We start from the raw sequence: 26,683 nt of genomic DNA, 5'->3' as shown, positions 1-26,683 counted from the left end.
GCCGCCATGGTTTCAACAATCAGCTGTCACCGGTAGAGTTTGAAAAGCGTTATGCAATGAGCTTGCAAGGTGTCTAGAGAATCCGGGGCGATTCAGTATGAGTTTTCGAATAACTATCCAGTGCCGGGGGATTTCCTTGAGGTGCGGCTGTGGCGTAAAAAGTGTTAGGCCCGCTATCGGCTGTCACGTCCTGTAGATCCAGTTTGGCATGCTGAAGGTTGAGCCCGCTGCTACTTAGTACGTCCTGGATGCTCAGGATTGCATAAGCCCAACCATAAGTAGCTTCTACTCTTTCCGAGACCGTCGCAGGTGTACTTGCGGTACGGTAAATTGGCATTAAGAACAAAAAGGACTGATGGGGTACGCCAGTCGATTGAACTAATGTTATAGGCGCCGTCAGCCTGGCTTCACCACTGCGCATGGCACTCTGCGCAGCTTCCCTACGGTCGATCTCGGACGCAATGTCCAACCCAATCGCCTGGCGGTTCTTCTCCAGTGGCTCAACATATTGAATGACGTAACGCTCACCCGCATGAGGAGATAGCTGCCGAATAGAAAAATCGGAAATGCCATTTAGATGTGCGCTCGCTATAAAAGCACTTTCCTCCGATTCAGGTACACGTCGTATAAAACCGAAGCCTCGAGCACCAGGGAATTCGACTGCCAGGTTACGACTCTCAATGTAGCGCCTGAACTTGTCTCGCGTCAGGGTGTGCTCACCGGCTACCAGTGCGGCCCCACGGGCACCGTGGAGGCCGTAATGGTAGCGCTGTAGCTGAAACTCGATCGCCTCAAGGGTTTGTTGAGTCGCAGCAACCATCGCTTCAGCAGTGCTCTGCCGGTTGCGCTCGATACCCCATAAGCAGAGTGCAGCCGTTATGAATAACCCCATAGCCAGCAGCACAACAGGAAAAATGACCACTGCAGAATGGTGTATTCGCCTTAACGCTCCCTGCCGTCGAAAGTCTTCCATCTTATAATTCCTATGTCTCACAACATGGCAAAGGAGGACTCATCAGGGCTTATTTCATCTTACTGAAAAGCACGTAACGCTCACCAAACTTGTTCAACAATCTTCATGACTCAGGAGGTATTGCATTCAGCTTTATAAAAAAGCTTGATCACTAAAACGGGACTCAACTTTTTAAATCACGCAACGCCTCGATAGAATCGAACAGGGTGCAAAATACCTTCACGAGGTGAGGATCAAAATGGGTTCCCTCCTGATCCCGAATATAATGTTGAGCGTCCTCTTTACTCCACGGTTTTTTATAAGGGCGGGGCATTCTCAGTGCATCGTAAACATCACAAATTGCAACTATTCGTGCGCTGAGAGGAATGGCATCGCCCTTTAAACCATTAGGATATCCTTGACCATCCCAACGTTCATGGTGGGCCAAGGCTATTTCTGCGGCCATATCAGTCACCGCAGACCGGTTAGGATCCAACAGAATGTCATAGCCAATACGTGCGTGTCTCTGCATGGACTTGCGCTCCTCATCGGTGAGGGGCCCGGGTTTCTGCAAGATAGCGTCTTCAATACCAATCTTTCCGACGTCATGCATGGGAGCAGCCATGCGAATCAAATCACACCACGCCGTAGGCATGTCGATGGCCTTTGCCAGGATCGCCGCCGACTCACCAATGCGTTGAATATGCTCACCCGTATCATCATCGCGATAACTGGCGGCTCTGGTCAGGCTATTGATAATCGCCTTGTAGCTGTCTTCAAGTTGTGCCGTTCGCTCTTCCACCTTGCGCTCAAGCTCCGCATTAGCATTACGCAGCACTCTTGATGCTTCTGCCAACTCCAGGCAACCGCGGACTCTGAGTAATACCTCAGGGAGGTCAATAGGTTTTGAGATGAAATCATTAGCCCCTCTTTCAAGCCCCTTTCGACGACTCTCTGGATCATTCAGGGCGGTCACGATGATAATGGGGTATTCAGCGCGATTGCGCTGGCTAAGGCAATCAAGTACTTCAAAGCCATCAGGAGATGGCATACTCAGGTCAAGCAGAGCCAGGTTCCACTGGTTATTCATCAACCATTCCAGGCCCTCCGCAGAGTCGGAAAAAATCCGGACTTTATTTAGCCCAAAGGATTTAAGGCAAGAGCTCAATAAAATCAAATTGGTCAAACTGTCATCGATAATGACGATTTCAGCTTCAGCGCTTACGCTTGAGAACATATACCCACCACTTCTTGATCCGACACCCGGGCAAAGCCAACTTCAAGATTTTTGATCCGAGGCGTCTGAAACCCAATGAAACCGCGTGCTTAAGTAACATTACAATAACGGACGGTGCCCTTTTTTAGGAGCGTTGTTGTCGTCAGTTGACTGCAAGCGCAGTAGACACCTTCTCTGCATATGTGCGCAATTCGACGCTTTATTTCATATTTTAATCGCCTGAGGTCAGCTTTACTTGAGTGATGGCCCTTTGATCTCATCTTAATAGAAAATAAAAGTAGGTTGGCTTTTTTTTTATGTCCTTTTTTCATGCCTTATGGGTTTTTTATACGGAAAAAGTGACGAACTGCATTCTCTGGTTTACCCGTGAGTTTTTTCATCATCGTGCAGCTTACGGCGGCCTGAAACATGACCCGACCGTCTCGTAGGAAAATCCCTACAAACTTCGCAAATGACTACCCTACTACCAGTACCTTCTGATGGCTCTTTGCCATGCTGCGCGCTAGAGTGAATAAAAGACTTAAAGAAATCCTGGTTTCTCCGGCTTCGAATGAAGCCGCACAACACATTCAAAAATAGGGAGTTCATCATGAAAGTTTTAATCGCCGATGACTCATCCATGTCCCGCAAGATGGTCTTGCGTGCCCTCCCGGAATCATTGACCGAGGACGTTCGCCAGGCCTGTAACGGTGCCGAAGTGATGGAGGCCTATCACGCCGGTTTGGTGGACCTGCTTTTCCTCGACCTGACGATGCCGGTCATGGATGGCTTCCAGACCCTTGAGGCGCTCAAGCGTGAAGACGCCAATGTGGTCGTGGTGGTGATCAGCGCAGACATCCAGCCCCTGGCCAGGCAGCGCGTATCCGATCTCGGCGCGGCTGCATTCGTCGCCAAGCCGGTTACTTCAGAAGCCGTACTCAGTGCTTTGCACGTCATAGGAGTACTTTGATGGAAACCTTGGCCGCGCTCACCGAAGACCAACGTGATGCCATGCAGGAACTGATGAATATCGCCATGGGACAAGCGGCCGAGCGACTGGCCCTGCTGACCAATACCATGGTGACGCTTTCGGTTCCTTTTATTCATCCGCTGATCCGGGAACAGAATAACCTGGCGATTCCGGACCATCTGCGCCAAAGCTTCAAGATCGTCACCCGCCAGTCTTTCCTGGGTGAATTGCGCGGAGAGGTGTTCGTGGGCTTTGGCTCGATGGGAGCCGACAAGCTCGCCGAGCTGCTGGGCTACAACGACGGCGACCCTGCGCAACAGGAAGAGCTGATGCTGGATGTCACCAACATTCTGTCCGGTGCCTGCATCAGCGGCCTGGCCAAGCAGGTGGCGATACAAGTGAGCTACGACGCGCCGTCGATTCTGGTCCACAGAGAAGAATCGGCGAGCGCACTGGATGAATTGAACCTGAATGAACACCTTGCGATGGTGTTGGAAATCCGTTTCGAGGTTCAGGCTCATCAATTCTCCTGCGACCTGCTGATCTGCATCACTGAACGTACAGCAGGCGTTGTCGTTCGGGCCATTGATCGTTTGCTGGACGAGCTTTGAAGGGGGCTCCCATGACAGACAATAAGGCAATCTCCCGGGAAACCCTTGAGTCGATGCTCAAGGCCATCAACATGGGCGTGCTGCTGGTCGACCAGGACTGCAAGGTGCTGTTCTCCAATCACTTTATGTCCATCAACAGCGGCCGCAGCGCTGAAGAACTGATCGGCCGTACGCTGTTCGAAGCTTTTCCGGAACTGCCGGAAGTCTGGACCCGGCAGAAGATCAACAGCGTCATGACTCTGCAAAACTTTGCTTTCACTTCGTGGCAGCAACGACCGCACCTGTTCAATTTCGAAAGCACCCGGCCCATCAGTGGCATGGTCCGGCTCATGTATCAGAACTGCACGTTTTTCCCCGTGCAGGATGCCGATGGCAGCAACCTTGGCGTGGGCCTGGCCATCAGTGATACGACCGACACTGCTGCCCGACAACTTGAGTTGACGCACCTCAACCAGTTGCTGGAAGAAGAAAAGGGCGCCCAGGCACTGCTTATCGCGCGGCTTGAAGATGCCCAGGCGCAGTTGCTGCAGTCTGAGAAGATGGCGGCGATCGGGCAATTGGCTGCGGGGGTGGCCCACGAGATCAATAACCCGATTGGCTTTGTTTGTTCCAACGTCAACAGCCTGCGTCGTTACCTCGTGGACATCTTCGCGCTGCTCGAGGCCCATGAACAGGCGACCGATGACAAGCATGCCAGTGCTCATCCCGAGCTTGCGGTGATGCGGGACAAGATGGATTACACCTTCATGCGCCAGGACATCGACGACCTGCTGGCCGAGTCGGCCGACGGGCTTGACCGGGTCACCCGCATAGTCAAGGACCTGCGTGAGTTCTCCCATGTCGACAGTTACGAATGGCAGTTGGCCGATCTGCACAAGGGGCTCGACAGTACCCTCAACGTTATCTGGAACGAGATCAAGTTCAAGGCCCAGGTGATTAAGTGCTATGGGGATATCGAGCCCATCGAATGCATGGGCTCACAGATCAATCAGGTTTTTATGAACTTGCTCATCAACGCAAGCCATGCTGTGGGCGTTGACGGAGAAATCACGATCAGAAGTGGGCGTGAAGACGGCGGGGTATTTGTCGAGATCGCCGACAACGGTCATGGCATCCCCCTTGAAATCCAAAGCCGAATATTTGAACCGTTCTTCACCACCAAACCGGTGGGCATGGGGTCGGGCCTCGGCCTGTCGCTGTCGTACAGCATCATAGTCAAGCACCATGGGAGGCTTACCGTCGAAAGCAAGCCCGGTAGAGGCAGTTGCTTGCGCGCGTGGCTCCCCCTACGCCAGCCCGCGGTACAGGCGCCCTCTCTCTTCGCCAGTGAAGGATGCTGATCATGGACACTATCTCTCATAGCGTAAAACGCCACACCGTGATGCTCGTGGATGATGAAGAAAGCATACTCAACAGCCTGCGACGCTTGCTGCGCGCAAAACCTTACGACTTGCTTCTGGCAACGAGTGGCGCCCAGGCGCTGACTCTCTTCGAACAGCACGCTATCGACTTGATCATCTGCGATGCACGCATGCCGTTCATGGACGGTCCAACGCTGCTTCGCGAGGTGCACAAGCGCAATCCGGCCTGCATGAATATCTTGCTGACGGGTTATGCGGACATGAGCATGATCACGCAGGCGATCAACGAGGGGTACGTTTTCCGCTACATCAGCAAACCCTGGAATGATGAGGAGCTAACGCTCAGCCTTGATCAGGCTCTGGAAGCGCAGAGAGTAATTCGCGAGCGTGACAATCCGCAGGACCTCATCAGCGGATGACTCGCACTGCGCCGCTGATCATCACTGGCCCGCAACCGATACTCACCGGACTTGATCGGCATCGACGTTGCTCCCTCCTGACACATACGGGCTGACCACGCCTGCGCTCCAGGCATCGTGCAAACCCATGACGAGACAACACGTTTGAACCACTGCCCGCCTTGGTCGTGAGGTACAGATGCAACCGTTGGAGAGAAAAGTTTTGCGGATATTCCGTATTATGGTATACCAACAATCAATCCGCCGAACAGCCATCATCACTGGCATGCTTCACATTGGCGAGAGCACTTAAGGGCCCGCAGTCGACAGGCCGATCACAATAGATCCGAGGTAAGCGTCATGAAGTTTTCCCTGTTCGTACACATGGAGCGTTGGGACGAAAGTGTCAGCCACCGCCAGTTGTTCGAAGACTTGACCGAACTGACCCTGATGGCCGAGGCCGGCGGTTTCAGCACCGTATGGATTGGCGAACACCACGCCATGGAATACACCATCTCGCCGAGCCCGATGCCGCTGCTGGCTTACCTCGCGGCCAAGACCACCACCATTCACCTGGGCGCCGGGACCATCATCGCGCCGTTCTGGCACCCGCTGCGGGTGGCGGGCGAATGCGCCTTGCTCGACGTGATCAGCAACGGGCGCATGGAAGTCGGCCTGGCCCGTGGCGCTTACCAGGTCGAATTCGACCGCATGGCCGGCGGCATGCCCGCCTCCAGCGGCGGCCAGGCGCTGCGTGAGATGGTGCCGGTGGTGCGTGCGTTGTGGAAAGGCGACTACGCCCACGACGGCGACATCTGGAAATTCCCCACCTCCACCAGCGTGCCCAAGCCGATCCAGCAGCCCAACCCGCCGATGTGGATCGCCGCCCGCGACCCGGACTCGCATAACTTCGCAGTCGCCAACGGCTGCAACGTGATGGTCACGCCGCTGATGAAGGGCGACGAAGAAGTCCTCGACCTGAAAAACAAATTCCAGGCCGCCCTCGACAACAACCCCGGCGTACCGCGCCCGCAACTGATGGTGCTGCGTCACACCCACGTGCATGCCGCCGATGATCCGGACGGCTGGAAAGTCGGGGCCAAGGCGATCTCGAAGTTCTATCGCACCTTCGATGCCTGGTTCGGCAATAAAGAGGTGCCGGTGAATGGCTTCCTGGCACCGAGCCCGGAAGAAAAATTCGCCGCCCGCCCGGAGTTCGAACTGGACAGCCTGCACAAGACCGCGATGATCGGCACCGCCGAAGAAATCATCCCGCGCATCCGCTACTACCAGGAACTGGGCGTGGATGAGTTCAGCTTCTGGTGCGACAACAGCCTGCCCCATGCCGAGAAGAAGAAGTCGTTGGCGCTGTTTATCGAGCAGGTGGTGCCGGCGTTTCGTTGATTGCTTGCAGGCGTCGCGCCAAACAGGTGCGACGCCTGCCCGCCCGGCATCAACTGAACAGTTCGACACCCAATTGGAACGCGACCCACAGCGCCAGCCCCGTGGCGAAAAGCAGCGCAATATTTTCGAACAGGTTATTGCGGTATTCCTTGCTCAGCAGCGACTTCTGGTTGGACATAATCAGCAAGCCGAGGGAAATTACCGGCAAGCCAATGATGTTCAACGCGCTGACGCCGATGGTCAGCGTGACAAAGTCCGGCATGCCCGGCAGCGACCAGATCAGCGGGGTCACCAGAATGAACAACATGAACCACTTGTGCATCGGGTCATGGTGGAACTCTTTGCCGTAACGCTCACGGCGTCCAGGCCGAACGTGCTGGAAGGCATCGGTGATCAGCATCGGGAAGGCCGTGGTTTTGCCGGAGATGCTGGCAAACAGCGTAGCGAATACACCGATAAAGAAAATGTACCAGCCGATCGGCCCGAAGAAGATTTCGAGCGCCTTGCCCAGGTCGCCCAAGGTCTTCACTTCAATACCGTTGGGCCGCAGGATTTCGGCGCCCACAATCCAGATCGCCAGGTTGATCACAATGCCGACGAACACGGCGAATAGCAGGTCGTTACGCTGGATGCGCTTGTGCTGTGGGCCGACCCAGCCTTTCTGGCGCATGACATAAGGGTGCACGAAGTTAGCAATCGAGCCCGCCACCGCGCCGATCACCGAGACAGCCACCAGCAACGCCCCGTGTACGCCCTCATCCGGCGGAATGCTGAAACCGATAGTCCCTTTGACAATGCCCGCCATATCCGGCCCGGACATCACCGCCAAGGCAATGAACGCCAGGGTCATGATTGCCAGCAGGCCTTTCATCACGCCTTCGATCATCGAATAGATATTGCGCCCCACCAGCAGCCACACCGCCAACACCACCGCCACCGAACACAGCAGCGCGTAGTCAGTCTTGAACAGCATGGCCAGGGCTTCACCCGCACCCTTGATCATGTAGGCATTCATCAAATGCCCCATCAGCAGCGCATACACCAGCAGGAACCAGGCGAAGAACGGGTTCAACTGGGCATAACCCTGAAGGATCGTCATGCCTTGGTTATTGCACAGCTGAAAGCGCGCAATGATGTTGACGATCAGGTACCTGAGCAGCAGAGAAACTGCCAGCACCCACATCATGGCGTAGCCGTAATTGGCGCCGGCAACGGAGGAAGTAATCAAATCGCCGGCACCCAGCCAAGACAGGACGGCTATCACGCCTGGGCCTAATAGCTTGAGTAGTCGTACAACATGGCCGCTTACGGGTGCGGCAGACTTGCCTTCTATCGAAGGGAAATCGGTCATAGGGGGAGTCTCCGTTGTTTTTTTTGTGAGAGCGGAGATAGTCGAACACAGTTGATATGACGTCGTACAACCAATCAGCGCGCGTATTTATTAATAAATGTTTCCTGGCGGGCGCCTCCCCTTGAGTGCTGATTGCCCGCACAGAAAGAGGATTGGATCGCTGTGCACACGGCAAAATGTACTATCTGGTTACTTATCTTGCTAAAATCGCGTCTTTGCCCTCTCTCACTCGAGTCCTTTCGACATGAAACGAGCATCGCGCGCCACTGGCGTCTCTAGATTCTTACTCCTGGGTCTGGGCGTGATCATCGCCCTGCTCGGCCTCGCGCTGGCCGTTGGCGGCGCCAAACTGGTCAGCCTCGGCGGTTCCTGGTACTTCCTGATCGGCGGCGTGGCCATGGCGGTTTCCGGCCTGCTGATTGCCCGGCAAAAGACCGCAGGTGCATGGCTGTTCGCGGCGTTCCTGATCGGCACGGCCATCTGGGCGGTGGCGGATGTGGGCCTGGTGTTCTGGCCGCTGTTCTCGCGGCTGTTCATGTTCGCGGTCATCGGCCTGGTGGTGGCGCTGGTGTATCCGCTGCTGGCGGGCCGACCTGCGCGCGGTGCCTATGGCGTTGCCGCCGTGTTGGCGGTGGGCGTGGCAGTGGCGGCGGGCAATATGTTTGTCGCCCACCCCAGTGTCGCCCCAACCGGTGCAGGCCCAGGCATCACGCCCGTGGCCGCCGCCGACGCGCAGAAGGACTGGGCGCACTACGGCAACACCGAAGGTGGCAGCCGCTTCGCCGCGCTGGACCAGATCAATCGCGACAACATCAACCAGCTCAAAGTGGCCTGGACCTACCACACCGGTGACGTGGCTCTCAGCGACGGCAATGGCGCCGAAGACCAGCTCACGCCCCTGCAGATCGGCAACAAGGTGTTTATCTGCACCCCGCACAACAACCTGATCGCCCTCGACGCCGACACCGGCAAAGAGCTGTGGAAGAACGAAGTCAACGCCAAGTCGGCGGTGTGGCAGCGTTGCCGGGGCATGGCGTATTTCGACGCCACCGCGCCGATTGCCCAACCGAGCCAGCCCAACAGCTCGCCGATCATTGCCGCCAGCGTTCCAGCCGGTGCGCAATGCCAGCGCCGCTTGCTGACCAACACCATCGATGCGCGCCTGATCGCAGTAGATGCCGACACCGGTAAATTCTGCGAAGACTTCGGCACCCACGGCCAGGTGGACCTGAAAGCCGGCCTGGGCAATGTGCCGGACAGCTACTACCAGCTGTCTTCCGCGCCATTGATCGCCGGTACCACCGTGGTGGTCGGTGGTCGCGTGGCCGACAACGTACAAACCGATATGCCCGGCGGCGTGATCCGTGGCTTTGACGTGATCAGCGGGCAAATGCGCTGGGCCTTCGACCCGGGCAACCCTGAAGACAAACAAGCACCGGCCGCCGGCAGCACCTATGTGCGCAGCACCCCCAACAGCTGGGCGCCGATGTCCTACGATCCGTTGATGAACACGGTCTTCCTGCCGATGGGCAGCTCGTCCACCGACATCTATGGCGTGGAGCGCACCCCGCTCAACCATAAATACGGCGCTTCGGTATTGGCGCTGGATGCCTCCACCGGTGCTGAAAAGTGGGTGTACCAGACCGTCCACAATGACCTGTGGGACTTCGACCTGCCGATGCAGCCAAGCCTGATCGACTTCACCCCACCGGGCAGCGACAAGGCGGTACCCGCGGTGGTAATCGGCACCAAGGCCGGGCAGATCTACGTGCTCGACCGCGCCACCGGCCAGCCGCTGACCGACGTCAAGGAAGTCCCGGTCAAAGCCGCGAACATCCCCAACGAACCCTACTCGCCAACCCAGCCGAAATCCGTGGGCATGCCGCAGATCGGCGCGCAGACCCTGAGCGAGTCGGACATGTGGGGCGCCACCCCGTACGACCAGTTGCTGTGCCGCATCGACTTCAAGGGCATGCGCTACGACGGTCTGTACACCGCGCCGGGCACCGATAAATCCCTGAGCTTCCCGGGCTCCCTGGGCGGCATGAACTGGGGCAGTATTTCCACCGACCCGGTGCATGGTTTTATCTTCGTCAACGACATGCGCCTGGGCCTGTGGATCCAGATGGTGCCGTCGCAGAACAAGGCCCAGTCTTCGTCCGGTGGCGAAGCGCTGAACACCGGCATGGGCGCGGTCCCGCTCAAGGGCACGCCGTATGCGGTGAACAAAAACCGCTTCCTGTCGGTGGCCGGCATTCCGTGCCAGGCGCCGCCGTTCGGCACCCTCACCGCCATCGACATGAAGACCCAGAAAGTCGCATGGCAAGTGCCGGTTGGCACCGTTGAAGACACCGGTCCGCTGGGCATCCGCATGCACCTGCCGATCAAGATCGGTCTGCCGACCCTCGGCGGCACCCTGTCGACCCAGGGCGGCCTGATCTTTATCGCCGGCACCCAGGACTTCTACCTGCGCGCCTTCAACAGCGGCAACGGTGATGAAATCTGGAAGGCCCGCCTGCCCGTCGGCAGCCAGGGCGGCCCGATGACCTACGTTTCGCCGAAAACCGGCAAGCAGTACATCGTCGTCACCGCCGGCGGTGCGCGCCAGTCCACCGACCGTGGCGACTACGTGATCGCCTACGCCCTGCCATAACCCCTCTGTCCGCGCGGTGCCCCTGCACCGCGCTCCGGCATCGGCAACAAGCCCCCTCACACATCGCCTGCATTTCAATAGTTGAGCGGCATCGTTAGTGGCATTTGGTCATGGTTTGTAAAGGGCCAGCAAGTCGGGTCGCTTTTAATTGCAGGACGTTTCCTAGACAATCCCTGCCGGCCTTGTGCCTGTTGGAATCGCTGGCTAGTCTGCGGTCCGTCACTGCCAAATCAGTGATCGGGTTTAGTCGCCTGACCTTCCAACGCGTGCATGGTCCTCCATGAGTTTTATGGTGGCTGTGCGCAGGGCACCTTCGGGTGCGCCGGTATTTTCGCGTTGGAGCCGGTCGACTAACCTGCGTACAGCCACCACCCTCGTTTAGTCGCGAAGGGTGTCGGTCCCTCATCCAACGCGAAGGTACACCATGAATAAAGTTATCCCCGATCCACCCCACGACCCCGCCAAAGACCGCGCCGCCTTCAACCGCGCCATCGACCACTACCTACCCACCCAAGGCCTCCACTCGGTCAACGAAGACCTGAGCTTCGAAGACGCCCTGCTTTACACCGCCAGCTTGCTCGACAGCGCTTCCGCCACGGCGCTGGATTGCGGTGACCTGCTACCAAACCCCGAACGGGCGAAGATTCTGGCCGTGTGGCATTTGCTGGAAATTGCCAAGACCACCGTGGATCGCTCCATCGAATGCCTGAAGCCCTCTAAAGCAACTGCCTGAACGCGTTAAAAAGGTGGGAGGGGCGGTGTATGTAAGGCCTTACTCAGGCACGGGCAACGCATACTACGCACCCTGCTGGTACTCCCGTGGCGTACAACCAAACTCGCGACGAAACACCGTGTGCAGGTACTGCGCCGACTTGAAGCCGCACCTGGCGGCAATATCGGCAATCGCCAGTTCGTGGCTTTCCAGGCCCTTGGCGGCGGCGGCGAGTTTGAAGCGCAGGATCTCGTCATGCACGCTGCAGCCGCGCACCTTGCGAAAGTGCGCTTCCAGGGAGGAGCGCGACACGCCGACATAGGCCGCCACCTGCGCGGTCTTGATGCCCTGGCAGGCGTACTGGCGGATAAACAGCAGCGCCTGCATCACGTACGGATTACCCAAGGGTTGATGCAAGCTGGAGGCCTGCACATTGATCGCCTCCGGTGGCACCAGGACCTGCGTGCCCACGCACGGTTTGCCGTGCAGCATCTGGTGCAGCAAGGCGGCGGCCGTGCGCCCCATGGTTTCCGTGCCCTGGATCACCGAACTCAGCGGCACCCGCGTGAGGGTGCGGGTCAGGGGGTCATTGTCGATGCCGATCAACGCCACTTGCTCCGGCACGGCGATGCCGGCAGTGAGGCAGGCTTGCAGCAGTTGCCGGGCGCGGGCGTCGGTGACGGCGATGATGCCGATGGGCTTGGGCAGGCTGTGCAGCCAGGCAATCTGCTGTTCCACCGCGCTGTCCCACAACGGCGCGCTGGTGCCCAGGCCGCGATACACCTCGACGTGCAAACCATCGCGTTGCAGCAGGCGGCGAAAGGCTTTTTCACGCTCCTGGGCCCAGCGATTGGCCTGGGCCTCTGGCAGGCTGAAACAGGCAAATCGCGTCAGCCCGGCCTCGATCAGGTGCTCGTACGCCAGCTTCATCAACGCGTCGTTGTCGGTCGCCACATACGGAATGCCCTTGGGGTAGGCGCGTGCATCCTCATAAGAGCCGCCCACCGCCACCACCGGCAACTGACTGTCGGCCAATGCCTCGCCAATCAGCGGGTCGTCGAAGTCGGCAATGATGCCGTCGCCCTGAAAACGCTCGATGCCTTTGAGGCGACAGAGGAAGTCCTCTTCCAGGAACAGATCCCAGGACGCGCGGGTGCTGCTCAGGTAATTGCCGATGCCGGCGATGATGCCGCGGTCGTAGATTTTGCTGCCGTTGAACAACAGGGCGATGCGGTGGACGGGCGGTAGGGTTTTCATTGTTTTTGTCCTGAGGCCAGTCACACCAGACTAGCCCCTGCCACTCAAAATCGCACTACACCTTGATGATTTTCATAATCAGCGGGCCAGGAGCCGTTGCTAGTATCCAGACACCGCCAAGAACAATAAGGAAAACGCCATGCCGTACTTCCCCGGTGTCGAGAAGGTTCGCTTCGAAGGCCCCAGCAGCGACGCCCCCCTCGCCTTTCGCCATTACGACGCCAACAAGCTGATCCTCGGCAAACCGATGCGCGAGCACCTGCGCATGGCCGCGTGTTATTGGCACACCTTCGTGTGGCCCGGCGCCGATATGTTTGGCATGGGCACCTTCAAACGCCCGTGGCAGCGCAGCGGCGAGCCGATGGACGTGGCCATCGGCAAGGCTGAGGCGGCCTTCGAGTTTTTCTCCAAGCTGGGCATCGACTACTACAGTTTTCACGACACCGATGTGGCGCCGGAAGGCAGTTCGCTCAAGGAGTACCGCAACCACTTTGCACAAATGGTCGACCACCTGGAGCGCCATCAGGAACAGACCGGCATCAAGTTGCTTTGGGGCACCGCCAACTGCTTCAGCAACCCACGTTTTGCCGCCGGTGCCGCCAGTAACCCGGACCCGGAGGTGTTTGCCTACGCCGCTGCCCAGGTGTTCAGCGCGATGAACGCCACGCTGCGACTCAAGGGCGCCAACTATGTGCTGTGGGGCGGCCGTGAAGGCTATGAAACCCTGCTCAACACCGACCTCAAGCGCGAGCGCGAACAGCTCGGGCGCTTTATGCGCATGGTGGTGGAGCACAAGCACAAGATCGGCTTCAAGGGCGACCTGCTGATCGAGCCCAAGCCCCAGGAGCCGACCAAGCACCAGTACGATTACGACAGCGCCACGGTGTTCGGCTTTTTGCATGAGTACGGCCTGGAACACGAGATCAAGGTGAATATCGAGGCCAACCACGCCACCCTGGCCGGGCACAGCTTCCATCACGAGATCGCCACGGCCGTGTCCCTGGGCATCTTCGGCAGCATCGACGCCAACCGGGGCGACCCGCAGAACGGCTGGGACACCGACCAATTCCCCAACAGCGTCGAGGAGATGACCCTCGCCACCTATGAAATCCTCAAGGCTGGCGGGTTCAAGAACGGCGGCTATAACTTTGATTCCAAAGTACGGCGTCAGAGCCTGGATGAGGTGGATCTGTTCCACGGGCATGTCGCCGCCATGGATGTACTCGCCCTGGCCCTGGAACGAGCGGCGGCCATGGTGCAGAACGACCAGTTGCAGCAGTTCAAGGACCAGCGCTATGCCGGCTGGCAGCAGCCGCTGGGCCAAGCGGTGCTGGCGGGTGAGTTCAGCCTGGAGTCGCTGGCCGAACATGCGTTTGCCCATGAACTGAACCCGCAGGCCGTGAGTGGTCGGCAGGAGATGCTGGAGGGAGTGGTCAACCGGTTTATTTATCGGTGACATTTGCGCGACAAATCTGTGCACGGAGCGTCGAAGGACGCTCTACAGTTCTACCCGCATCACGCTGTGTCTTTCCAACAACAATAAAAGGACGCACCACCATGAAGTCATTCAAACGTACCCTGCTCGCCACCGCCCTGGCCCTGCTCGCACTGCCGGTAATGGCCGATTCCGCCCACCCGAAAATCGGTTTTTCCATCGACGACCTGCGCCTGGAACGCTGGTCCCGTGACCGTGATTACTTCGTCGCCGCTGCGGAAAAACTCGATGCCAAGGTCTTTGTGCAGTCCGCCGATGCCAACGAGCAGAAGCAGATATCGCAGATCGAAAACCTGATCTCCCGGGGCGTCGACGTGATCGTTATCGTGCCATTCAACGCCACTGTGCTGACCAATGCCGTCGCCGAAGCCAAGAAAGCCGGGATCAAGGTGGTGTCCTATGACCGCCTGATTCTCAACGCGGACATCGATGCGTACATCTCCTTCGATAACGAAAAAGTCGGCGAGATGCAGGCCAACGGCGTGCTGCAAGCGGCGCCCAAGGGCAACTATTTCCTGCTCGGCGGCGCGCCCACCGACAACAACGCCAAGGTACTGCGCGAAGGCCAGATGAAGGTGCTGCAACCGGCCATCGACAAGGGCGACATCAAGATTGTCGGCCAGCAGTGGGTCAAGGAATGGAACCCTACCGAAGCCCTGAGCATCGTCGAAAATGCCCTGACTCGGAACAACAACAAAATCGACGCCATCGTCGCCTCCAACGACGCCACCGCCGGCGGTGCGATCCAGGCCCTGGCGGCACAGAAGCTGGCGGGCAAGGTGCCGATCTCCGGCCAGGACGCCGACCTCGCCGCCGTCAAGCGCGTGATCGACGGCACCCAGACCATGACCGTGTACAAGCCGCTCAAGCTGATCGCCACCGAAGCCGCCAAGCTCTCGGTGCAACTGGCGCGTAACGAGAAGCCCACCTACAGCTCGCAGTACGACAACGGCAGCAAGAAAGTCGACACCATCCTGCTCACCCCGACCCCGCTGACCAAGGCCAATATCGACCTGTTGGAGAAGGACGGGTTCTATACCAAAGAGCAGATCGGCGGGCAGTGACCGCCATGGCCGACTACTTGCTGCAAATGAACGGCATCGTCAAAACCTTTGGCGGTGTCCACGCGCTGAACGGCATCGACATCAAGGTGCGGCCGGGGGAATGCGTCGGCCTGTGCGGCGAGAACGGTGCCGGTAAATCCACCTTGATGAAGGTGCTGTCGGCGGTCTACCCCCATGGCACCTGGGAGGGGGAAATCCTCTGGGACGGGCAGCCGCTCAGGGCTCAGTCCATCAGCGAGACCGAGGCCGCCGGCATCGTCATCATTCACCAGGAACTGACCCTGGTGCCCGACCTGTCGGTGGCCGAGAACATCTTCATGGGCCACGAACTGACCTTGCCCGGCGGGCGCATGAACTACCCGGCGATGCTTCACCGCGCCGAAGCGTTGATGCGCGAGCTCAAGGTACCGGACATGAACGTCGCGTTGCCGGTGTCGCAGTACGGCGGCGGCTACCAGCAACTGGTGGAAATCGCCAAGGCCCTGAACAAACAGGCGCGCCTGCTGATTCTCGACGAACCCTCCTCGGCCCTGACCCGCTCGGAAATCGAGGTGCTGCTCGACATCATCCGCAGCCTCAAGGCCAAGGGCGTGGCCTGCGTGTACATCTCCCACAAGCTCGATGAAGTCGCGGCCGTGTGCGACACCATTACGGTGATCCGCGATGGCAAGCACATCGCGACCACGGCGATGGCCGACATGGACATCCCGCAGATCATCACGCAGATGGTCGGGCGGGAAATGAGCAACCTCTACCCCACCGAGCCCCATGCCATCGGCGAGGTGATTTTCGAAGCGCGCAACGTCACCTGCTATGACGTCGACAACCCCAGGCGCAAGCGCGTCGACGATATTTCCTTCGTGCTCAAGCGCGGCGAAATCCTCGGCATAGCCGGGCTGGTGGGCGCCGGGCGTACAGAGCTGGTGTCGGCGTTGTTCGGCGCCTACCCCGGCCGCTACAGCGCCGAGGTCTGGCTGGACGGCCAGGTGATCGACACGCGCACGCCGCTCAAATCGATCCGCGCCGGGCTGTGCATGGTGCCCGAGGACCGCAAGCGCCAGGGCATCATTCCCGACTTGGGCGTGGGCCAGAACATCACGTTGGCGGTGCTCGACACCTATGCCCACCTGACCCGCATCGACGCCGAAGCCGAACTGGGCAGCATCGACCAGCAGATCGCACGCATGCACCTCAAGACCGCCAGCCCGTTCCTGCCGATCACCAGCCTGTCCGGTGGTAACCAGCAAAAAGCCGTGCTGGCGAAAATGCTGATGGCCAAGCCCAAAGTGCTGATCCTCGACGAACCCACACGCGGGGTTGATGTCGGTGCCAAGTATGAGATCTACAAACTGATGGGCGCGCTGGCGGCCGAAGGCGTGTCGATCATCATGGTTTCCTCGGAATTGGCCGAAGTGCTCGGCGTATCCAACCGCGTGCTGGTGATCGGCGACGGCCAGTTGCGCGGCGATTTCATCAATGAAGGGCTCACCCAGGAACAGGTGCTCGCCGCCGCACTCAGCCAAAATAATAACAATCGGAAAACCGCGTAGATGAATCAGGTCAAACAGCTGTTCACCCGCTACAAAATGCTCGCCCTGGTGATCGCCGTGGCGTTTATCTGGCTGTTTTTCAGCTGGCAGACCGAGGGCGGCTTCCTCACCCCGCGCAACCTGTCCAACCTGCTGCGGCAGATGTCGATCACCGGCATCCTGGCGTGCGGCATGGTGCTGGTGATCATCAGCGGCGAGATCGATTTGTCGGTGGGTTCATTGCTGGGATTATTGGGCGGGCTCGCAGCGATCCTCGATGTGATCTATCACATCCCGCTGCTGGCCAACCTCAGCCTGGTGGCGTTGTGCGGCCTGATGATCGGTTTGGCCAATGGCTACATGACCGCTTACCTGCGCATTCCGTCGTTTATCGTTGGCCTGGGCGGCATGCTGGCGTTTCGCGGGATTCTGCTGGGGATCACCGGCGGTACCACCATCGCGCCGGTGTCGCCGTCGCTGGTGTATGTAGGCCAGGGGTATTTGCCGCATTCGGTGGGGATTGGCCTTGGGGTTCTGCTGTTTGCCCTGACCCTGTTCCTGACCTGGAAACAACGCCGCAACCGAGCGCTGCATGGCTTGGCGCCACACTCCCTGGTGCGCGATGTGCTGCGCGTGGGGGTGATCGGCGCGGTGCTCGCCGGGTTCGTCACCACCCTCAACAGCTACGACGGCATCCCCGTACCGGTGCTGCTGTTGCTGGTGCTGCTCGGCGTGTTCAGCTACGTCACCAGCCAGACCGTGTTCGGACGCCGCGTGTACGCCGTAGGCAGCAATATGGAAGCCACGCGTCTGTCGGGCATCAACGTGCAGGCGGTAAAACTGTGGATCTTCGGCATCATGGGCGTGATGTGCGCCCTCGCCGGCCTGGTCAACACCGCGCGCCTCGCGGCGGGCTCACCGTCAGCGGGCAACATGGGCGAACTGGATGCCATCGCTGCGTGCTTTATTGGCGGTACGTCGATGCGCGGCGGCTCGGGCACGGTGTATGGCGCGTTGCTCGGGGCGTTGGTGATTACCAGCCTGGATAACGGCATGTCGATGCTGGACGTGGACAGTTACTGGCAGATGATTGTGAAGGGCAGCATCCTGGTGCTGGCGGTGTGGGTGGACGTGAGTACGCGCACGGGGCGGCGCTGACGCCCGTTCTCACTAACACCCCATAACCCTGTGGGAGGGGGCTTGCCCCCTCCCACATTTGACTGCATTCCAAGGTTGGAGCGAGGTGGTCAGTCCTATTCAAACGCCTGACGATTCTCTGGGGTGATCAACTTGAACGGCACCCAGACCACCGTCGACTCCAGCACCTCGCCGCGTACCATGCGCAGCGCGGTGTCCACTGCGCCACCGGCCTGGCCGGCGGCATCCTGGAACACGCTGACCGCCATCTTGCCCTCAGCCATCAATTTCAACCCGTCCGGGGTGCCGTCGATGCCGCCGACCCAATAGTCCTTGGCCTGCTTGCCGGCCTTTTCCAGGCCCATGATCGCGCCGATCGCCATTTCGTCGTTATTGGCCGCAATGATCGAGAAATCGACGCCCTGCTTGACCCAGTCAATGACAATCGTGGCGGCCTGGCTACGCTCCCAGTTACCGACTTTTTTCTGTACGACTTTCATATCGGGGTATTTGGCGACGACTTTCTCCACGTCCTCGGTGCGCATCAAGGAGGACGCGTTGGCCGGGTCGCCGACCAGAATCACCACGTTGCCCTTGTAACCGGCGCGGCGCGCCAGCTCTTCCATCTGCAAGGTCCCCGACTCCAGCTCGTTGGAGCCGACAAATGCGGTCTGCGCCGGCCACTTTTCCGGGTTCGGATTGCGGTTGACGAAGACCAGCGGAATTTTGGCGTCCGAGGCCAGCTGCATCATCTGCGCCGCACTTTTGCCGTCCACCATCGCGACGATGATCGCATCCACCTTGGAATTGACCAGGTTGCGGAATTGACGCATCTGCAAATCGACGCTGTCCTTCCCGTTCTCCATAAAAACGTCGACGTTCATGACGTCGGCCTGGTGCTGCACGCCATTGCGCAGCAGGGTCTGGAAGTTATCGTCGTACTTTGCCATGCCCACACCCAGCAAGGGCGTGGCGGCCTGGGCTGGGCCCGGTATGAACAGCGTCGCCCCCAAGGCGAGGATTAACCATGCTTTCATGTTCTGACTCCCGCGGCTCAAACGCTGAAATGATGGAGCAGCTCGCGCTGCACCTTGGCCATGTCCGACAGCTCGTGGCTGCTGATGGCGGACTGCTCGGCGCCATTTGCCGTCTGCTGGGCCGAATCGTTGATCTGGATGACCATCCGACTGGTTTCCTGCACCGTGGCGCTCTGCTCCTCGGTGGCGGCGGCGATCTGGATATTCATGTCGCGGATACTGTCGACCGAATCGCTCATCGACAGCAGCAAGTCGCCCGCGCCCGAGGCCAGGGACACGCACTGGGTGGACTGCGCCTGGCTTTCGTTCATCACGTGCACCACCGAGTGAATCTTTTCCTGCATGAGCCCGATCATGTCCTGGATTTCGCTGGTCGAGGTCTGGGTACGGCTGGCCAGGGAGCGCACTTCATCGGCCACTACCGCAAAACCGCGTCCCTGCTCGCCGGCACGGGCCGCTTCAATCGCCGCATTCAGGGCGAGCAGGTTGGTCTGTTCGGCAATGGTGCGAATGGCGACAACAATGCCCTCGATATTCTGCCCGTACTTCTGCAACTCATCGGTCACCTGCGTGGCCTTGTTCACCTGGTCGGCCTGCTGGCGGATGTTGACGATGGTCTCGGCCACGCGCGCCTGCACCTTGTGCGTGAGTTCACTCGTGTCGTCCACGGCCTGGCGGGTGTCCTGCGCCCGCCGAGCCACCTCTTCGACCGTGCTTTCCATCTGCGTCATGGCCGAGGCTGCCGATTGCAACCGGTCCTTCTGCTCATCCACCACACGGGTGGTCTGCTCGCTGTTCAAGGCGTTGCTGCCTGCGGTAACGGCCAGCGCATCGGCAGAGCTGATCAATTCACGAAAGGTTTTGCGCAGGGCCGTGGTCAGTTCGTTCAGGTAGCCGCCCAACTCACCGAACTCATCTTTGCGGCTGACATCGAAACTGACCCGCATGTCCCCCGCCGTGAGCGTCTTGAGGACTTCACGAAACGCCGCCAGCGGACGCCGCAGGCTGAAGGCGACCCACGTACCAATCGCCACTGCCGCCAGCACCGCCAGCACACACGCGATCAACAGCAAGCTGCGGCTGGTGCCGATGGTGGCATTGGCCGACTGACTGGCCTGGTTGGCGACCTCCAGGGACTGGCTGCCGAACTCGCCAATCCTGTCCAGGGTGGCTTTCAGGGTCGCGTCAACCGCATTGCGTTGCTGCTGCACCTGCGCAGCCAGTTTCGCCTCCACCTGATAAGCCTGGAACAGCCCGTCAGGGGCGGTCAGGTCAGTAAGCAGGCGATTGACCATGACGCCGGCAATCCGCCCGACCCTGGGATCAATCGCCGTCAGGGCCTGGGCCCGGGTGCTGATCACTTCGTCCTGCAGGTTGAGCACGCGCTGTAATTTATCAATAGCGGGCGTAACGGTATGAGCCGCGAAGCCATCGTAGGATTTGTTGACTTCCAACAGCAGCTTTTCCGCTGCGGCCACCTGTTGCGGCTCGCCGACACTGCGCGCATGCGCGATGTAATCGCGCAAATAGCTGGTCAGCTGCATTGCTTGCGCACTGCTGTAGCCTTGAAGTTTGCGCGTCAGCGCCAACTGCTGCACATGTTGCGAGTGTGACGCCATCAACGCCTGCGCCTGTTCGGCGTAGGCCGCTACCTGTTGGCGCTGCTGCGCCAGGTTCGCGCGCAGCGCCTCATGCTCGCCGGTATAGGCAACGGTGCTGTCGAGCAATTGATTGAACTGGGCGATGCTCTCGGTGAACGGTCGCTTGCCGTCCTCGATCTGCTTGGGGTCGGTGCTGATCTGAATGGCCAGCAACGCCTGGTTGGCGCGCAGGATATGCACGTATAACTCACTGGCGGCCCGGCTCAAGGGTGCCGACTGGCCGGTGATAATGTTCAAGCGACTGCTGATGGACTGCGTGTTCTGATAGCTGATCCCCGCCATGACTAGCAGTAACAGCACCAGCACTGCGAACCCGCCGATCACACGCTGCAATATGGTCATGGCCACCCCTTTTGATTTTTATTCGTTGACCTGAGCGACGACCAGGTGTGCACCTACGCGTTCGGGATCACTCGTGGTGCTAGTGCCTGTATCGGCCAGGTGGGCGGGGACTTGAGCGTTGAAGGCGGCTGAAATGCGGTCAAAAAAAGTGGGAGGGGGCAAGCCCCCTCCCACCTACCTGATGAAATCAGGCTGGGTTTTGCACTGCGGTCACTGGCTCAACACCACATCCCGCATCGCCGGAATGTAACCGTAGTCGTAAGCCTCCTGCACAAACGAACGAGCGCCCTTCAACACGATCCTGACCGTCGGCGCCTCGGTGCCGCCGATGCGGTAGTCATCGCCGGTGGTGGGCACGCTGTCGATAAACGACGTCACCAGGCCGTTGGGCATCACGCAGTGGGAATACGTCTGGAACGGCTGCGAAGGCGGGTTGCCCAGTACCAGCCCCGACGCATTCATCAGCGTATAGGGGCCGAACAGGTGATCGCTGACGAACCCATAGACGCCATCCGGCCCCGTCACGCCATCCGCATAGGTAAACTTGTGGCTGATGGTGAACAGGTAGTACTTGTTGTCCTGGAACACATAGTGCGGCCGTTCGGTCTGATCATTCACCCCGACGGCAGTCACCAGCGGCGGCAAAATCTCCCACTCGTCACCGTTGAGGTCTTTGGCAACCGCGATGCCGATACAGCCCACCTGATAACGCGCACCGCCTACATCTTCATACCCTGGCGGTACCAGGCCTATTTCATTCGGGCCCACTTCGTGAGTTCCGCGCTCGCCGGCCACATTACCTTCGAACACCATGTACAACTTGCCATCGACGGGATCGATAAAGGGGCTGGGATCGCGAAAGTTCCAGGTCGCATTCTGCGCTTCGGTTTGGTAATAGGTGCCGTCGGCGTCGAACAATGACTTGACCTGAGTAAAGCCTCGCAGCTCGACACCGGTGTCCGAAGTGACAACCTGCCCCCTGACCTTGGCAATCGTGGCACCCGGCGTGACGCAGGTGTAATACAGGTCGATGTCACCGTTGTTATTCAACAGGATCGGCGTGCCCGCCCATTCACGGGTGGTCGGCGAAACCCCTTCGGCCATGACACGGCCGCCGAAGATCCAGTCCTTGCCGGTGCGCGAATACCAGTAGCAGATCCGCGCATGACCATGGCGGTCTTCCCAATCGCGCTTGATGTCGTAACGGCCATCGGCATTGATGAATTGTGGATCATGGGGGCGACGGTCGGCGGTCAGGGTGAAGATCACTGACCAGCCATTCACCGATACCACCGTGCCATCCAGTTCACGCAACGGCATGGTGTCCCAAATAAAGACCGTGTCGCTCATGACAGGAAAGTCAGGACTCACTAACGGCTGTGTCGTCGTCGGGTCATTCTCATTAACTTTCAGCGCATCGGCCCGTGTCCAGCGAGTGGGTGTGTGATTCGCATGTTTCATGATGATGTCCTTTTGCTGACGCTTAAATGACAAGCGAAGATTAAATAGCACCTGGCAGCCAGCAACTTAATACTGACTGAAAGAGCAAGAGATAGTTGGCCCTGCAAGTGCGCACCAAGGTTTAACATGGGCACCCGCTTATCGCAACATGAAGAATTATTTAGATTACAAAGGCCATCACTGTATTTATATCCTTGATATAAAGACAGTGGCACTTGCAATAAATGACAGCTCAGTAAAAAGCTAGCTACTCAACTACCGAATACCAGCGCCGCAGCCTGAGCCCCGGCATTCTTCTGGGTGAAGTCCTTGGCTTGCGCCGCCGTCTTCAAGGTATAGGCGTAGTTAGAACTTGCCGTCCATTGTGCCTTGGGCGACTTCTGGTTCGTGATCGGCGGCACACTGTTTGTATCAGTGAACGTCCCGGTGCCTTTATCATCCAACATGCCTTTGTTTTGGCTGCCTTCGCCAAAATAGTTGCTTTCAGAGAGGATATTGGCATTCTGCGCCAGGGTAAAACCGAGGTGGAAGTTATTGATGTAGTTGTTGTAGACATGGAAATAACCGTAACGCATCAAGCCGGGTGCGCGCACTTCCATGTTCTCGAAGCGGTTATGGCACACCGTCAGGCGCGGGTAACCGTTGAACTCCGCCTTATTATCATCCGCCGGATGACCGAAGATCAGGCCGTATTTGTGGCTGCCAAAGAAGCAGTTGCTGATGGTGGCATAATCGGCTTTTTCACCGATATACACCAGTTTGTCTTCACTGCCGTCAGTGGTTGACCAGCTGTGCCCGACAAAAGAGCAATGGTCAATCCAGTACTTGCTGCCGTAGTTCAGGTAGACCTGAATATCATCATTGGCCTTAATGCTCGCCGAATGTTTGAAGATAATATTCTGCAGAATAATGTTCTGCGACTGCGCGGTTGCACGCAGGTGAATATTCTCCAACGTACGGTTCTGGAACGAACCGATCAGGGTCTTGTTGGCGCCCATGTTGACTTTGGTCAGGCTCGACGCCGAGATATTACTGTTGATCACCAATACCCGTGGGGTAGTGTCGCCAATATTGGCCTTGAGTTGATCCAGGCTGGTGATACTGACCACAGGGCCGGACCAGCCGCCGGTCACTTTTGCCGCAAGGGCGAAACCGGTCAAGCCGGTGAGTTTGCTTTCTGGATACGACATGAGTTCCCTCTCTATACATAAAAACGGCTCGGTAGAACGAGCCTGTGCATGAAGTTAATCCATTAACTTGCACACAGTGTTTGGCGTGGCTGATGTTGCCATCCTGGTTGATCAGCGCTTAAACACTGTGTTTATGTACAGTATTCGTCATTTGCCTGGCCGTCAACCCTCAAGTGAAAAACAACCAAAAGTGGGAGGGGGCAAGTCGAATCGTCGCACTGCCCCTCCCACATTTGCCCTACGGTGTTCTTCCAAGCGTTATTTGGACACCGGCATCGCAAACTCCGCGCCCTGCTCGATGCTCTCCGACCAGCGCTGCATGATCGATTTCTGCTTGGTGTAGAAGCGCACCCCCTCAGTGCCGTAGGCATGCATGTCACCGAACAGGCTCTTCTTCCAGCCACCAAACCCGTGCCACGCCATCGGCACCGGGATCGGCACGTTGATGCCGACCATGCCCACTTCGATACGCCGGGCAAACTCGCGGGCAATGTTGCCGTCGCGGGTAAAGCAGCTGACGCCGTTGCCGAATTCGTGGTCGTTGACCAGCTTCACCGCCTCGGCAAAGTCATTCACGCGCACGCAGGCCAGCACCGGGCCGAAGATTTCTTCGCGGTAGATGCTCATCTCTTTAGTTACGTGGTCGAACAAGGTCGCGCCGAGCCAGAAACCGTTTTCCAGGCCAGCCTCGGTGGGTACATAGTCACGTCCGTCGAGCAGCAGTTGCGCGCCGGCCTGCACGCCTTGTTCGATGTAGCCGCTGATGCGCTCCAGTGCGGCGCGGGACACAATCGGGCCCATCTCGGCCTTGAGGTCGCGGCCGTCGGTGATGCGCAGGTGCTTGGCGCGTTCGATCAGCGCGGCGATGACTTTGTCACCGACATCGCCGACCAGCACCGCTACGGAAATGGCCATGCAGCGTTCGCCGGCACTGCCGTAGGCGGCGCCCATCAAGGCGTCGACGGTTTTTTCGATATCCGCGTCCGGCATCACCACCATGTGGTTCTTCGCGCCGCCCAGGCCTTGCACACGCTTGCCGTTGCGCGCACCGGTTTCGTAGATGTACTGCGCAATCGGCGTGGAGCCGACGAAGCTCACGGCCTTGACGTCCGGGTGTGCGATCAGCGCGTCCACCGATTCCTTATCACCCTGCACCACGTTGAACACGCCTTTGGGCAGGCCGGCTTCACGCAGCAGTTCAGCCATGAACAGCGAAGCACTTGGATCGGTCGGGCTTGGCTTGAGGATGAAGGTGTTACCCGCCGCGATGGCGATTGGGTACATCCACATCGGCACCATCACCGGGAAGTTGAACGGCGTGACACCGGCCACGACGCCCAGGGGTTGGCGCATCGTCCAGTTGTCCATGCCACGGGAGACCTGGTCGGAATGCTCGCCCTTGAGCAGGTTGGGGATGCCGCAGGCGAATTCGAGAATGTCGATGCCACGGTCGACTTCGCCCTGGGCATCGGTGAAGACCTTGCCGTGTTCGGCGACGATGATGCGCGCCAGGTCGTCCTTGCGCTCACGCAGCAGGTGCAGGTATTCGAACAGCACGCGGGCGCGGCGGATGGGCGGAGTGTCGGCCCAGCCGGCAAAAGCGGCCTGGGCAGCGGCGACGGCTTCGGACACGGTCTGGCTGCTGGCCAGTGCGACGCGGCCGGTCACTTCGCCGGTGGCCGGGTTGTAGACGTCCTGATAGCGATCATCGCGACTGACGCGCTGGTCGTTGATGTAGTGCTCGATTGTTGTAGTCATGGCAGTAGATCCCAGGTGGGTTGCGTTGGGACACACGATAGGCTTTCGGTTTGTTCCAAACCAGAGCAGAATCAAGAACTGATTGTCCTCACAAGCGAACAATAAGCCCATGGAAAAATCCGAGATCGAAGGGCTGTGGACCCACATTCACTGGCTCTCAGTGCTGGAGGAACACGGCACCTACACCGCCGCAGCCGCGCGCCTGGGGGTGAGTAAATCCGCAGTCAGCCAGCGCATTTCCGACCTGGAGAAAGCCACCGGCACACGGCTGGTGACGCGCACCACGCGCAGTGTGCGGTTGACCGATGCGGGGTTGTCGTTGACCCGTGAAGTGCGCGGTGCCTATGAGCAAATCGCGCGCAGCTTCTCGTCGGTGCGCGATTCCGCCGGGGAAATCCGCGGCCTGGTGCGCTTGACCGCCCCCGTGGCATTCGCCCGGCAACAGCTGGTGCCGCACTTGTCGGAATTCCTGCAGCAGTACCCGCAGGTGCGTATCCAGCTGGATGTGTCGGATGCCCTGAGTTCACTGGCGGCCGAGGGCTACGACCTGGCGGTGCGCCATGGCTTCCAGGTGCCGGAAACCCACGTGGCGTGGAAACTGTGCGACACCGGCTCGGTGCTGGTCGCCACCCGCGATTACCTGCAACGCCACGGCGAACCGCGCGAACCCGGCGACCTGTCCGCGCACAACTGCCTGTTCTACCCACGCGGCACCGACCAGCCCGCGTGGACGTTCGAGCGCGGCAACAAAACCGTGGAACGCCTCACCGTGCCCATCGCCGGCAGCTTCGCCACCAACAACAGCGAAGCCCTGCGTGATTCGGCGCTCAACCACTTGGGCATCGCCCTGCTCCCGGACTTCAGCGCCCAGGCGGCGCTGGCCAGCGGCAAGCTGGTGCAGGTGCTCAAGGGCTGGACACTCAGGGGCGCGTTTGCCGACGAGATCTACCTGATCCGACCGTATTCGCCCCATGTGCCGAAGTCGGTGAGTGCGTTGGTGGGGTATTTGAAGGGCAAGTTGTCGGGTGGGTTTCGCTACGGGGGCTAACAGCGCCGGCGTTAAAACGAGCCCCGTGGCGCTATCAGTCAACTCTGGCGGTACCGCTCAAGTACGCCGGCGGGGT

The 26,683-nt window shown here is 59.0% G+C and carries 21 protein-coding genes and 1 pseudogene; 12 read left to right on the top strand and 10 right to left on the bottom strand.

What is annotated here, in order from left to right:
- Window positions 1–73 precede the first annotated feature (73 nt).
- Together HDC32_RS30850 and HDC32_RS30845 are read right to left on the bottom strand one after the other, a co-directional pair.
- Window positions 74–973 carry a CHASE domain-containing protein gene (locus HDC32_RS30850; RefSeq protein WP_184746590.1) on the bottom strand — a complete coding sequence of 300 codons (900 nt, stop codon included), beginning with the start codon at window positions 971–973 and terminating at the stop codon, window positions 74–76.
- A 163-nt stretch (window positions 974–1,136) separates the two neighbouring features.
- Window positions 1,137–2,189, bottom strand: a complete 1,053-nt coding sequence (locus HDC32_RS30845) for an HD domain-containing phosphohydrolase (RefSeq protein ID WP_184746588.1) — start codon at window positions 2,187–2,189, stop codon at window positions 1,137–1,139.
- Between the two features lie 589 nt (window positions 2,190–2,778).
- Between HDC32_RS30845 and HDC32_RS30840 the strand changes: the two genes are divergently transcribed.
- The 5 genes from HDC32_RS30840 to HDC32_RS30820 all read left to right on the top strand — a co-directional run bounded on the left by HDC32_RS30840 (window position 2,779) and on the right by HDC32_RS30820 (window position 6,912).
- The gene (locus HDC32_RS30840) at window positions 2,779–3,138 is read left to right on the top strand and encodes a response regulator (RefSeq protein ID WP_184746586.1); all 360 of its coding nucleotides are present in this window, start codon (window positions 2,779–2,781) and stop codon (window positions 3,136–3,138) included.
- On the top strand, window positions 3,138–3,749 hold the full coding sequence (locus HDC32_RS30835) for a chemotaxis protein CheC (protein ID WP_184746584.1): 612 nt from the start codon (window positions 3,138–3,140) through the stop codon (window positions 3,747–3,749). The genes HDC32_RS30840 and HDC32_RS30835 overlap by 1 nt, the downstream gene beginning before the upstream one ends.
- A gap of 53 nt (window positions 3,750–3,802) precedes the next feature.
- A complete protein-coding gene (locus HDC32_RS30830; protein WP_259244495.1) occupies window positions 3,803–5,089 on the top strand; it encodes an ATP-binding protein in 1,287 nt (428 codons plus the stop codon).
- A gap of 2 nt (window positions 5,090–5,091) precedes the next feature.
- Window positions 5,092–5,529, top strand: coding sequence for a response regulator (locus tag HDC32_RS30825; RefSeq protein WP_131698794.1), 438 nt, complete (start codon window positions 5,092–5,094; stop codon window positions 5,527–5,529).
- A 339-nt stretch (window positions 5,530–5,868) separates the two neighbouring features.
- On the top strand, window positions 5,869–6,912 hold the full coding sequence (locus HDC32_RS30820) for an LLM class flavin-dependent oxidoreductase (RefSeq protein ID WP_064052580.1): 1,044 nt from the start codon (window positions 5,869–5,871) through the stop codon (window positions 6,910–6,912).
- Window positions 6,913–6,961: 49 nt separating this feature from the next.
- On the opposite strand, the gene HDC32_RS30815 is transcribed toward HDC32_RS30820, so the two are convergent.
- The gene (locus tag HDC32_RS30815; RefSeq protein WP_074846027.1) at window positions 6,962–8,263 is read right to left on the bottom strand and encodes an Nramp family divalent metal transporter; all 1,302 of its coding nucleotides are present in this window, start codon (window positions 8,261–8,263) and stop codon (window positions 6,962–6,964) included.
- Window positions 8,264–8,507: 244 nt separating this feature from the next.
- Between HDC32_RS30815 and HDC32_RS30810 the strand changes: the two genes are divergently transcribed.
- Both HDC32_RS30810 and HDC32_RS30805 read left to right on the top strand, forming a co-directional pair.
- The gene (locus HDC32_RS30810) at window positions 8,508–10,916 is read left to right on the top strand and encodes a glucose/quinate/shikimate family membrane-bound PQQ-dependent dehydrogenase (RefSeq protein ID WP_184746580.1); all 2,409 of its coding nucleotides are present in this window, start codon (window positions 8,508–8,510) and stop codon (window positions 10,914–10,916) included.
- A 424-nt stretch (window positions 10,917–11,340) separates the two neighbouring features.
- On the top strand, window positions 11,341–11,649 hold the full coding sequence (locus HDC32_RS30805) for a DUF6124 family protein (RefSeq protein ID WP_184746579.1): 309 nt from the start codon (window positions 11,341–11,343) through the stop codon (window positions 11,647–11,649).
- 63 nt (window positions 11,650–11,712) lie between these two features.
- On the opposite strand, the gene HDC32_RS30800 is transcribed toward HDC32_RS30805, so the two are convergent.
- Window positions 11,713–12,885: a XylR family transcriptional regulator gene (locus tag HDC32_RS30800; protein WP_145337203.1), complete on the bottom strand. Its 1,173-nt coding sequence runs from the start codon at window positions 12,883–12,885 to the stop codon at window positions 11,713–11,715.
- A 139-nt stretch (window positions 12,886–13,024) separates the two neighbouring features.
- Between HDC32_RS30800 and xylA the strand changes: the two genes are divergently transcribed.
- The 4 genes from xylA (at window position 13,025) to HDC32_RS30780 (ending at window position 18,131) form a co-directional block, all read left to right on the top strand.
- Complete coding sequence (gene xylA, locus HDC32_RS30795) at window positions 13,025–14,341, top strand: xylose isomerase (protein ID WP_184746577.1); 1,317 nt, start codon at window positions 13,025–13,027, stop codon at window positions 14,339–14,341.
- A gap of 101 nt (window positions 14,342–14,442) precedes the next feature.
- Window positions 14,443–15,444, top strand: coding sequence for a D-xylose ABC transporter substrate-binding protein (gene xylF, locus HDC32_RS30790; protein ID WP_167654921.1), 1,002 nt, complete (start codon window positions 14,443–14,445; stop codon window positions 15,442–15,444).
- Window positions 15,445–15,449: 5 nt separating this feature from the next.
- Entirely contained in the window at window positions 15,450–16,994 is a 1,545-nt protein-coding gene (xylG, locus tag HDC32_RS30785; protein ID WP_184746575.1) for a D-xylose ABC transporter ATP-binding protein, read from the top strand.
- On the top strand, window positions 16,995–18,131 hold the full coding sequence (locus HDC32_RS30780) for a sugar ABC transporter permease (protein ID WP_145337200.1): 1,137 nt from the start codon (window positions 16,995–16,997) through the stop codon (window positions 18,129–18,131). It abuts the gene before it with no gap.
- A 95-nt stretch (window positions 18,132–18,226) separates the two neighbouring features.
- Here HDC32_RS30780 and HDC32_RS30775 read toward each other — a convergent pair whose 3' ends face one another.
- From HDC32_RS30775 to HDC32_RS30755, 6 genes and pseudogenes are all read right to left on the bottom strand, one after another.
- Window positions 18,227–19,147, bottom strand: coding sequence for a substrate-binding domain-containing protein (locus HDC32_RS30775; protein WP_131698802.1), 921 nt, complete (start codon window positions 19,145–19,147; stop codon window positions 18,227–18,229).
- Window positions 19,148–19,164: 17 nt separating this feature from the next.
- Window positions 19,165–19,920 (bottom strand): methyl-accepting chemotaxis protein, encoded by a 756-nt coding sequence (locus tag HDC32_RS32630; protein ID WP_371920981.1) that lies wholly within the window; start codon window positions 19,918–19,920, stop codon window positions 19,165–19,167.
- A gap of 102 nt (window positions 19,921–20,022) precedes the next feature.
- Window positions 20,023–20,442, bottom strand: a pseudogene (locus HDC32_RS32625) (HAMP domain-containing protein); the annotation flags it as partial.
- 918 nt (window positions 20,443–21,360) lie between these two features.
- Entirely contained in the window at window positions 21,361–22,611 is a 1,251-nt protein-coding gene (locus HDC32_RS30765) for a glycoside hydrolase family 68 protein (RefSeq protein ID WP_184746571.1), read from the bottom strand.
- A gap of 251 nt (window positions 22,612–22,862) precedes the next feature.
- On the bottom strand, window positions 22,863–23,801 hold the full coding sequence (locus tag HDC32_RS30760; RefSeq protein ID WP_131698805.1) for a pectate lyase: 939 nt from the start codon (window positions 23,799–23,801) through the stop codon (window positions 22,863–22,865).
- A 258-nt stretch (window positions 23,802–24,059) separates the two neighbouring features.
- On the bottom strand, window positions 24,060–25,559 hold the full coding sequence (locus HDC32_RS30755; RefSeq protein ID WP_184746569.1) for a CoA-acylating methylmalonate-semialdehyde dehydrogenase: 1,500 nt from the start codon (window positions 25,557–25,559) through the stop codon (window positions 24,060–24,062).
- A 109-nt stretch (window positions 25,560–25,668) separates the two neighbouring features.
- Between HDC32_RS30755 and HDC32_RS30750 the strand changes: the two genes are divergently transcribed.
- Complete coding sequence (locus HDC32_RS30750) at window positions 25,669–26,607, top strand: LysR family transcriptional regulator (protein WP_131698806.1); 939 nt, start codon at window positions 25,669–25,671, stop codon at window positions 26,605–26,607.
- Window positions 26,608–26,683 lie beyond the last annotated feature (76 nt).

It is taken from the genome of Pseudomonas sp. JAI120, assembly GCF_014207255.1.
Taxonomy (GTDB): domain Bacteria; phylum Pseudomonadota; class Gammaproteobacteria; order Pseudomonadales; family Pseudomonadaceae; genus Aquipseudomonas.
Note: the sequence above shows the minus strand (reverse complement) of the source record. Positions and strands in the feature narration are given on the sequence as shown.